Source organism: Nocardiopsis listeri (genome assembly GCF_020741345.1).
In the GTDB taxonomy this organism is placed as follows: Bacteria; Actinomycetota; Actinomycetes; order Streptosporangiales; family Streptosporangiaceae; genus Nocardiopsis; species Nocardiopsis listeri_A.
The window spans coordinates 1-9,380 of record NZ_DYZD01000395.1 but is presented as its reverse complement, the minus strand read 5'-3'; the positions used below and the strand labels follow the sequence as shown (position 1 = coordinate 9,380).

9 protein-coding genes and 1 pseudogene are annotated in these 9,380 nt (G+C 69.7%); 2 read left to right on the top strand and 8 right to left on the bottom strand.

Annotated features, from left to right (window positions below; all coding sequences use genetic code 11):
* From K8V84_RS21315 to K8V84_RS21305, 3 genes and pseudogenes are all read right to left on the bottom strand, one after another.
* Window positions 1–683: pseudogene (locus K8V84_RS21315) on the bottom strand (glycogen debranching enzyme); the annotation flags it as partial.
* A gap of 191 nt (window positions 684–874) precedes the next feature.
* Window positions 875–2,506, bottom strand: coding sequence for an acyl-CoA dehydrogenase family protein (locus tag K8V84_RS21310; RefSeq protein WP_304077830.1), 1,632 nt, complete (start codon window positions 2,504–2,506; stop codon window positions 875–877).
* 102 nt (window positions 2,507–2,608) lie between these two features.
* Window positions 2,609–3,265 (bottom strand): pyridoxal 5'-phosphate synthase, encoded by a 657-nt coding sequence (locus K8V84_RS21305; RefSeq protein ID WP_304077828.1) that lies wholly within the window; start codon window positions 3,263–3,265, stop codon window positions 2,609–2,611.
* Window positions 3,266–3,494: 229 nt separating this feature from the next.
* Here K8V84_RS21305 and K8V84_RS21300 point away from each other — a divergent pair, with 229 nt between their 5' ends.
* Window positions 3,495–4,676 (top strand): MFS transporter, encoded by a 1,182-nt coding sequence (locus K8V84_RS21300; protein WP_304077825.1) that lies wholly within the window; start codon window positions 3,495–3,497, stop codon window positions 4,674–4,676.
* Window positions 4,677–4,734: 58 nt separating this feature from the next.
* Here K8V84_RS21300 and K8V84_RS21295 read toward each other — a convergent pair whose 3' ends face one another.
* The 5 genes from K8V84_RS21295 to K8V84_RS25905 form a co-directional block, all read right to left on the bottom strand.
* Window positions 4,735–5,508: a sirohydrochlorin chelatase gene (locus K8V84_RS21295; protein WP_304077822.1), complete on the bottom strand. Its 774-nt coding sequence runs from the start codon at window positions 5,506–5,508 to the stop codon at window positions 4,735–4,737.
* Complete coding sequence (locus K8V84_RS21290) at window positions 5,505–6,200, bottom strand: phosphoadenylyl-sulfate reductase (protein WP_304077819.1); 696 nt, start codon at window positions 6,198–6,200, stop codon at window positions 5,505–5,507. Before K8V84_RS21290 ends, K8V84_RS21295 begins: the two co-directional genes overlap by 4 nt.
* Window positions 6,197–6,403: a hypothetical protein gene (locus K8V84_RS21285; protein WP_304077816.1), complete on the bottom strand. Its 207-nt coding sequence runs from the start codon at window positions 6,401–6,403 to the stop codon at window positions 6,197–6,199. The genes K8V84_RS21290 and K8V84_RS21285 overlap by 4 nt, the downstream gene beginning before the upstream one ends.
* A 95-nt stretch (window positions 6,404–6,498) precedes the next feature.
* Window positions 6,499–8,196, bottom strand: coding sequence for a nitrite/sulfite reductase (locus K8V84_RS21280; RefSeq protein ID WP_304077813.1), 1,698 nt, complete (start codon window positions 8,194–8,196; stop codon window positions 6,499–6,501).
* Window positions 8,197–8,387: 191 nt separating this feature from the next.
* The gene (locus tag K8V84_RS25905) at window positions 8,388–8,456 is read right to left on the bottom strand and encodes a putative leader peptide (protein ID WP_369696650.1); all 69 of its coding nucleotides are present in this window, start codon (window positions 8,454–8,456) and stop codon (window positions 8,388–8,390) included.
* Window positions 8,457–8,615: 159 nt separating this feature from the next.
* On the opposite strand from K8V84_RS25905, the gene K8V84_RS21275 reads away from it, so the two are divergent.
* On the top strand, window positions 8,616–9,380 hold a 765-nt coding region (locus tag K8V84_RS21275; RefSeq protein WP_304077810.1), incomplete at its 3' end, for a YihY/virulence factor BrkB family protein.

Genomic DNA, 9,380 nt, shown 5'->3' with positions numbered 1-9,380 from the left:
AGGGTGTTGTACCCCCAGTAGTTGGTCAGGCCGCGCGCCACCATGGCGTGCTCGGGCACGAAGTGGTGCACCGGCATGAGCTCGACCGCGGTCACCCCCAGGGAGGTGAGGTAGTCGATCATCGCCGGGTGCGCCAGCCCCGAGTAGGTGCCCCTCTGATGTTCGGGGATGCCCGGGTGGCGCATCGTCAGGCCGCGCACGTGCGTCTCGTAGATCACCGTCTGGTGGTACGGAGTGCGCGGACGCGACTCGTTGCCCCAGTCGAAGAACGGGCTGACCACCACGCACTTGGGTACGTACGGGGCGCTGTCGGCGGTGTTCTTTCGGTCGGGGTCGGCGAAGTGGTAGCTGAACAGCGACTCGTGCCAGGTGAGCTCGCCGTTGAGCGCCTTGGCGTAGGGGTCGGTGAGCAGTTTGTTCGGGTTGCAGCGCAGGCCGTGTTCGGGTGCGTAGGGTCCGTGGACCCGGTATCCGTACTGTTGGCCCGGGCCCACCCCGGGAAGGTACCCGTGCCAGACGAAGCCGTCGTATTCGGTCAGGGGTATGCGTGTTTCCACCCCCTCGTCATCGAACAGGCACAGTTCCACCTGTTCGGCCGCTTCTGAGAAGAGCGAGAAATTGGTGCCGGAGCCGTCGTAGGTCGCACCGAGCGGATAGGAACTACCTGGCCAGACTTCCACCATAGGCGTCGTCAGTCTCTTGTGGTCGGGGCCCGGAAGGGCGCTTTGGCGTTGCGCCTTCTTCCTTCCGCCAAGGCGACAAAAGTATGCCGAAACAGACCGATGTTCCTGCACCGGCCTGTTTCGGGGGTCTTCTTATGGTGATTTGTGCCGGATTTGTGAAGGCATTCGATAAAATGCCGGTGGCGGAGATTTCATCGACGCGGGCGGGCCCTTTCCAGGATCAGGCCGGTGTCCACGCCGCGGGGCAGGGTTCCGAACACGTGCCCCCACTCGCCGCCGAGCCGGGAGGCGGTGAACGCCTCGGCCACCGGGGTCGGCGCGTGCCGCAGCAACACCGACGCCTGCAGGGTCAGGGCCATCAGCTCGACCACGGAACGCGCCCGGTACTGCATCTCGTCCACGTCGCCCAGGGTCCGTTCCAAACGTTTGAGGGCGGCGTCGTAATGGTCGTCGGCGCCCGCGGCGGCGTTCAGTTCGGCCAGGAAGGCCTCCACCGACTCCGGCGACCTGGCCATCGCGCGCAGCACGTCCAACGCCGCCACGTTGCCCGACCCCTCCCAGATGGAGTTGAGGGGCGAGTCCCGGAACAGTCGGGGCATGCCCGATTCCTCCACGTACCCGTTACCGCCCAGGCACTCCAGTGCCTCGGCGGCGTGCGCGGGCTGACGCTTGGTGATCCAGAACTTGCCTACGGCCACGCCGAGTCGACGGAACGCGGTCTCGCCCTGGTCACCGCGCACGGAGCGATCGGCGGCCCCCGCCAGACGCGTCATGAGCGCAGTGGCCGCCTCCGACTCCAGCGCCAGATCGGCGAGCACGTTGCGCATCAGCGGCTGGTCCACCAGACGCTCACCGAACGCGCTGCGCGTCTCGGCGTGGTGCAGCGCCTGCACCAGCGCGGCGCGCATCCCCGACGCCGAGCCGATCACGCAGTCCAGACGGGTGCCGTTGACCATCTCGATGATGGTGGGCACCCCCCGCCCGGGCTCGCCCACCAGGTGCGCGACCGCGTCCTCGTACTCCAGCTCTGCGGAGGCGTTCGACCGGTTGCCCAGCTTGTCCTTCAACCGCTGGACGAACAGCTTGTTGCGGGTTCCGTCGGGCAGTACCCGCGGCACCAGGAAACAGGTCAGCCCCTCAGGTGCCTGGGCCAGGGTCAGGAACACGTCGCTCATCGGAGCGGAGGTGAACCACTTGTGTCCGGTGAGCAGGTAGTGGCCCTCGGAGGTGGGCACCGCGCGCGTGGTGTTGGCGCGCACGTCCGAACCGCCCTGTTTCTCGGTCATGGACATGCCCGCGATCAGACCGCTCTTGCCCAGCGGCGGGCGCAGGCCGAAATCGTAGGAACGGGCGGTGAGCAGCGGCTCGTACCGAGCGGCCAGCTCGGGGGAGTGGCGTAGCGCCGGCACCGCCGCGTAGGTCATCGAGATGGGGCACCCGTGCCCGCTCTCGGCCTGGGACCACAGGAAGAACTTGGCGGCGCGGGCCACGTGCGCGCCCGCGCGATCGTCCGCCCAGGGCGAGGCGTGCATGCCGTGCTCCACCGCCTGGTCCATCAGGACGTGGTAGGCGGGCTGGTAGTCGACCTCGTCCACCCGGTGGCCGTAGCGGTCGTGGGTACGCAGCACCGGGGCGTAGGTGTTGGCCGCTTCGCCCCAGGCTCGGACGCGCTCAGAGCCCGCGGCCGCACCGACCTCGCGCACTTCGGCCTCGGCCCAGCCCGCGCCCTCACGGCGCAGACCGTCCAAGAGGGCGGGGTCCTCGGCGGCGTTGTGATCGCCGAGCGGTGTGGCCTGGTTGAACACCTCGTGTGTGGCGGGCATACCGGATCCGTTCCTGGTTCGGGGGCGGGTGGCGGCTGGAGGGTGAGCCGCATCATATCCGCACGCCGACCCCGAACAGAATCGCGTTCGGTCTCCTCCGGGTCAGGGCCACAACAACCCACGGTGCCACCCCGTGCCCTCGCGTTCGTAGCGCAGCCGAGTGTGCCTGCGGTCCGGGTCGCCCTGCCAGAACTCGACCTCTCGCGGGCGCACCAGGTACAGGCCCCAGTCATCGGGCGCCAGGTCGGGGTCGGCCACCAACCGGGCACGACTCCGCTCGGCCTCGCGGTGGATCTCCGCCGTCTCGCTCAGTGGTTCGCTCTGGCGACCGTGCAGCCCGGCCACCCGCCCCTCCAACGGCCGGTTGCGGAAGTCGGCGGCGCGGGCCTCGGTGTCCGCGAGTTCGGCCCGGCCCCGGACCCGCACCTGGCGTCCCTGAGGTCCCCAGAAGAACAGCAGGGCCACGTTCGGATTCTCGGCCAGGTCACGTCCCTTGGCGGAGGTCGTGGTCGTGGCGAACCACCACCCCTCCTCGGTGAGGTCCTTCAGGATGAGGATCCGGGCGGAGGGCGATCCGTCGGCGTCGACGGTGGCCACCGTCATCGCGTGCGGTTCGGCCACCCCGGTGCCGACGGCCTCGGCGAACCAGTCCCGGAACAGCTCCAGCGGGTCCGCCGGCGCGGTCTGCGGATCGAAGGAGGCCAAGGGGCCGGCGAACACCGTCGACCCCCGCAACAGGTCCCGCATACTCTCGGCCATCTCGTGCTCCCCTTCGGGTCGGCGTCGATACGTCGAACCTATCGAGGCCGGCGAACGAGGTGGTGGCCCCGCGCGCCGGGTGCCCTCTCGTGGGACACCGCCCCGGTGACGGCGCCGACCATGGGATCCCGATACGATGCCGGACGCCGATCGGCACCCTACGCGAGCAGTGATCCCCTGACGGGACGACTCCCGTGCTGTCGCGGTGGACACGGGGCGAAAGGGGAACATGACCAGCGAGGAAACCGGTGGACGCACGGGGTGGCTCTTGGGCCTCCTGGGCAGTGTGGTGCTCACCCACACCGCACTCAACCTCGTTCGGCCGCTCATCTCCTATCGGACCATCGCCGTTGGCGGCGACGCTTTCGAGGTCGGGCTGGTCACCGCCGCCTACGCCCTGCTTCCCCTGGTCATGGCGGTCTCCGTGGGCCGCTTCACCGACCGCTCGGGTCGCATCGCCTGGCTCGCGGGTCTGGGATCGCTCATCCTGGCCGTGGGCGGTCTCTCCCTCGCCGTCTCCGGGGGGCTGTTCGGGCTGGCCCTGGCGAGCACCGTCGTGGGCGTGGGTCACCTGCTGTGCATGGTCGCGGCCCAGGCGCTCATCGCCCGCTACTCGAGCCCCGAACACCTGGACCGCGACTTCGGCTGGTTCACCGCCGCAGCGTCCCTGGGGCAGCTCGTCGGGCCACTGATCTCCGGCGCCATCCTCGACGACGCCTCGGGCCCCGCCCTGCTCTCGGCCACCTCCACCGCGCTGGTGGTCGCCGGGGTCGTGGCGTCCCTGGGCGTGCTGCCACTGCTGCCGCTGGCGCGCCTGCGCCCGCTCCGACGCACCGCCGAGCAGAAGGGCGCGCCCCCGGTGTCCACCCGGGACCTGCTGCGCCGTCGCCGCATGCCCTCCGCGCTGCTCACCAGCCTGGCGTTGCTGACGGCGGTGGACCTTCTCACCGCCTACCTGCCGCTCATCGCCGAGACCCGCGGCATCTCCCCGATGCTCGTCGGTGTGCTGCTGAGTCTGCGGGCGGGCTCCTCCCTGCTCTCCCGGCTGATCCTGCCGTGGATGCTCCACCGTTGGTCCCGCAAGACCCTCATCATCGCCAGCACGTCCGTGGCGGCCGCCGCGCTGACCCTGGTGGCGCTGCCCACGAGCGGTTTCGTCACCCTGGCGGTGGTCCTGGTGGTGGGCGGGTTCCTCCTCGGAGTGGGCCAACCCCTCACCATGGCCGAGGTCACCACGTTGGCCCCCGAAGGGGCCCGCGGCGCGGCCCTGGCGCTGCGCATCTGGGGCAACCGGATGGGACAGGTGGCGATCCCTGCCGCGGCGTCCGGCGTCGCCGGTCTGGTGGGAGCCCCCGGCGCCCTGCTGTTCTCGGCGCTGGTCCTGGCCACCGCGGCGGTCACCGCGAGATGACACCGAAAACGAAGAACGGGCGGCCCCGGGGAGCCGCCCGCTCGGTGCTCGCTCGGCCTCAGACCACCGCGTGCCGGGCGGACACCGTGGCGTCGTAGCGTTCCAACACGATCCGGGCGAGCTCGGGGGAGTCGCCCAGGGCCGGGGAGACCACGGTCGCGCCCGCCGCCATCGATCGGTCGTGGATCCGGTCGGCGAAGAACCCCGGTGCCAACAGGTAGGTGGCCACCGCCACCCGCCCGGCCCCGCGCCCTCGCACCGCCGTGACCGCCTCGTCGGGGGAGGGAGAGACGGCCGACGCGTAGGCGGTCACCACCTCACGCCACGGGCCGCGTTCACCCAGTTCCTCGGCCAGTCGCGCCACCACGGCGTTGGCCTCCGCGTCGCTGGACCCGGCCGAGCAGAGCACCAGCGCCGTGTCGGGGTCGGCGTGCGCGCCCACCTCGTTCAGACGCCGCTCCACCGCCGAGGACAACAGCGGGTGCGGCCCCAGGGTGTCGGCGTAGTGCACCCGCGACCACGGGCTGCGTTCGCGCGCCGTGGCCAGTACCTCGGGCAGGTCCACCTTGCTGTGGAAGGCCGCCGTCAACAGGGTCGGCAGTACCACCACCTCACCGGCCCCTCCCGCGGCCAGCTCGTCCAACGCGTCCTCGGCGCAGGGCGCCACGTGGTCCAGATAGGACAGTCGAACGTCCAGCTCCGGGCGCAGCGCGCGCACCCGGTCGAACAACGCCGACACCGCCTCGGCCGACCTCGGGTCCCGGCTCCCGTGGGCCACCGCGAGCAAGGGGATGGACGCGCCCCCTCGCTCCGCCCGCTCGTCGCCGCTCACGTGTGGATCCCGCACTCGGTCTTGCCGGTTCCTGCCCAGCGTCCGCTGCGGGGGTCCTCGCCCGGGGCGACCCTGCGGGTGCACGGCTCGCAGCCGATCGAGGGGTAGCCGTCGTACTGGAGTGGGTTCACCAGCACACCGTGTTCGGACATGTACGCGTCCACCTCCTCCTGGGTCCACCGCGCGATCGGGTTGACCTTGGTCATCCCTCGACGCTTGTCCCACTGCACGACCGGGGTGTCGCGGCGGGTCACCGAGTCCTCCCGGCGCAGGCCGGTCAACCACGCCGAGTAGGGCTCCAGGGCCCGCTGCAGGGGTTCCACCTTGCGCAGGTGGCAGCAGATGCCGGGGTCGCGGTTGTGCAGGCGCGGACCCAGGAACAGGTCCTGCTCGACCACCGACCGCTTCGGCTTCACGGTGATGAGGTTGATGTCGTAGACGGACTCCACCGCGTCACGGGTGCCGATGGTCTCGGCGAAGTGGTAGCCGGTGTCGAGGAAGATCACGTCGATCCCCGGCAACGACTTGGCGGCGAGGTCGACCATGAGGGCGTCGGCCATCGAGGAGGTCATGCACAGACGGTCGCCGAAGGTCGATCCGGCCCAGGAGATGATCTCCTGGGCGGTGGCCTTCTCCAGCTCACGCGCGGCGCGCTCGGCCAGTTCGGGACCTTCGGTGATGGTGGCGTTCATTCGTTCCCTTCCGTCGGTCTGGAGAGGGCGCCGTCCGCGGAGAACGACGCGGAGCGCAGACCCACGTACTTGACCCGGAACACCCGGGCGCAGGACAGGCAGGCCCAGGGGTAGCCCTCGCCCTTGACTGCGGCGCCCTCCTCGGGCACCAGGTCCTCGTCGCCGCAGTAGGGGCAGTAGTAAGGTGCGGCCCTTTCGGACACGGCGCACCTCCTCCTTCGGATCGGGCCCGGCCCCCTGGGAAGATCGGGGGCCGGGCGGGGCTCGTCGAGCCCGTACGTTCGTTACCGGGGCGGCGTCACTTGAGGTCCGCGTCGTCGGCGCGGGCCGCCCACGCCGCGAAGTTCTCGCCGTCCTCCCTCTGCGCCTGGAAGCGTCGCAACACCCGCTCGACGTAGTCCGGCAGGTCGTCCGCGGTGCTCTTCAGACCGCGGATCTTCTTGCCGAAGGCCTGGGTGAGCCCCATGCCGCCGCCCAGGTGGATCTGGTAGCCCTCCACCTGCTCGCCGCGCTCGTTCAGCATCAGCTGGCCCTTGAGACCGATGTCGGCGACCTGGATGCGCGCGCACGAGTTCGGGCAGCCGTTGACGTTGATGCTGATCGGCTCCTCGAAGTCCGGCAGGCGCTTCTCGAGTTCGTCGATCAGCGTGGCGGCACGGTCCTTGGTCTCCACGATCGCCAACTTGCAGAACTCGATGCCGGTGCAGGCCATCGTCTGGCGACGGAACACGCTCGGTCCGACCTCGTAGCCCTCGGACTCCAGGGAGGCGGTGATCGAGGCGACCCGCTCCTCCTCGACGTCGAGGATGATCATCTTCTGGTCGGGAGTGGTGCGCACCCGGTCCGAACCGTGCTCCTCCGCGATCTGGGCCACCCGCAGCAGCGAGGTGCCCGAGACCCTGCCGACCTTCGGCGCGAAGCCCACGTAGAACCGACCGTCGTTCTGGCGGTGCACGCCCACGTGGTCACGGCGCACGCCCGGGTCCAGGATCGGCTCGGGGCCGTCGGGGAGCTCGTAGCCGAGGTACTCCTTCTCCAGCACCTCTCGGAACCTCTCGGTGCCCCAGTCCTTGATCAGGAACTTGATCCGCGCGCGGGTGCGCAGTCGGCGGTACCCGTAGTCGCGGAAGATCCCGGCCACTCCGGCCCAGACCTCGCTGACCTGATCAGGGCGCACGAACGTGCCCAGACGCTTGGCGAACATCGGGTTGGTGGACAGGCCACCGCCGACGAACAGGTCGTAGCCCGCCTCGCCGGCCTCGTTGCGCACGCCCACGAACGCCACGTCGTTGATCTCGTGGTTGACGCAGTGCACGGTGCAGCCAGAAAGGGAGGTCTTGAACTTGCGGGGCAGGTTCGAGAACTGCGGGCTGCCGATGTGCTCGTCGTAGATCTGCCGGATCCTGTCGCTGGGGTCGAGGACCTCGTCCTCGGCCACCCCCGCCACCGGGCAACCCAGGATCACGCGCGGGGTGTCGCCACAGGCCTCGGTGGTCGACAGTCCCACCGACTCCAGCTTCTCCCAGATCGCGGGCACGTCCTCGATCCGGATCCAGTGGTACTGGACGTTCTGCCGGTCGGTGATGTCGGCGGTGTCGCGGCCATGGTCACGGGAGACCTCCGCGATCGCGCGCAGTTGGGCGACGCTCAGCTGCCCACCGTCGATGCGCACCCGCAGCATGAAGTAGCGGTCGTCGAGCTCCTCGGGCTCCAGTACGGCGGTCTTGCCACCGTCGATGCCCGGGGCCCGCTGGGTGTAGAGACCGAACCAGCGGAACCGACCTCGAAGGTCGGCGGGGTCGATCGAGTCGAACCCGCCCTTGGCGTAGACGTTGACGATCCGATCGCGGACGTTGAGCCCGTCGTCGTTCTTCTTGTTCTCCTCGTTCTTGTTCAGCGGCTCGCGGTAGCCGAGGGCCCATTGGCCCTCGCCACGGCTGCGCCGAGGCTTGGCGGCCGTCACGGCCTTGCCGGACTGCGCGGAAGAGGGAGGCATCGCGGGTGTCTCCGATGGGGTCACGGGGGTGACCACGGTCCCGGTGCCATCACCGCAGGGCCCGTCGGCACCGCACGTCGTCGTGACAGGTGCAACGGGTGAAGTCCGCGTGTGTGGAGTTCAAGAGGAGGGTGGAGCGCCGGGGCCGCGGGCACCCACTGAGTTCACGGGGTGCTCAAGGCGGCGAGGGTTTATCCGACGCTGCGACAGATGGCGCTGCTGACCCGAAGAAAGTCCACGTGGCGGCGCACGCGGAGCATGGGGTCGATAACAGCGGTCATGCCTTGAGAATGGCACGCCCGTCGGGTCGTTGTCCAGGTGCGAGGGAGCCACGGACGCGTGACTCACGTCATGTTGCGGCGTCCCCGGCCACGGGGCGAAAGCGCCCGAGCTGCTCCATTACCGCTAACGTTCTCCTTGTGGTGGGTTTTTGGGAGAGCTTGTGGAGAGCGGCCGACATGTGGCTCCGTCGGCACCCCATGGTCCACAACGGCACCCTGTTGATCCTGCGCACCATCCGCGCCTTCGCCCGCGACCGCGTGATCGGCCTGGCCGCCGAGTCGGCCTTCTTCGCGTTGATCTCCTTGCCGGCGCTCCTGTTGTGCCTGTTGGGCGCGCTCGGACCGCTGGCGATGGTCTTCGGTGAGGGCCTCGTGGTGGAGATCCGCGAGTGGATGCTGGACCTGGCCGCGCGCATCCTCACCCCCGACACGGTGGCCTCCGTGGTGGAACCGCTCGTGGACGACTTCCTCGGAGGGGTTCAGGGCGGCGTGCTGTCGGTGACGTTCCTGGTCTCCCTGTGGTCGGGTTCGCGCGCGATGAACGTGTTCATCCGCTCCATCACCATCTCCTACGGCCTGGACGAGCTCCGCGGCTGGTTGGGCCAGCGCCTGCTCGCCTTCTTCGCCTACCTCGGCGGCCTGTTCTTCGCCGTACTGGTGCTGCCGATCATGGTGGCCGGTCCGGACCTGGTCCACGAACTGCTGCCGGTCACCGTGGGCAGGCTCAACCTCCTCTACTGGCCCATCGTTGCCCTGATGGTCACCGCCGCGGTGACGCTGCTGTACGCGCTCAGCGTCCCGGTGCGCACCCCGTTGTGGCGCCACCTGCCCGGGGCGGCGCTGGCGACCCTGGTCCTGTTGAGCGGTTCGGCGCTGCTGCGCGCCTACCTGGACGCCTCTTTC

What these genes read in the sequence shown, in the direction of transcription:
- K8V84_RS21310 (WP_304077830.1), bottom strand. Translation starts at nt 2,506, where the DNA reads ATGCCCGCCACACACGAGGTGTTCAACCAGGCCACACCGCTCGGCGAT.
- K8V84_RS21305 (WP_304077828.1), bottom strand. Translation starts at nt 3,265, where the DNA reads ATGGCCGAGAGTATGCGGGACCTGTTGCGGGGGTCGACGGTGTTCGCC.
- K8V84_RS21300 (WP_304077825.1), top strand. Translation starts at nt 3,495, where the DNA reads ATGACCAGCGAGGAAACCGGTGGACGCACGGGGTGGCTCTTGGGCCTC.
- K8V84_RS21290 (WP_304077819.1), bottom strand. Translation starts at nt 6,200, where the DNA reads ATGAACGCCACCATCACCGAAGGTCCCGAACTGGCCGAGCGCGCCGCG.
- K8V84_RS21280 (WP_304077813.1), bottom strand. Translation starts at nt 8,196, where the DNA reads ATGCCTCCCTCTTCCGCGCAGTCCGGCAAGGCCGTGACGGCCGCCAAG.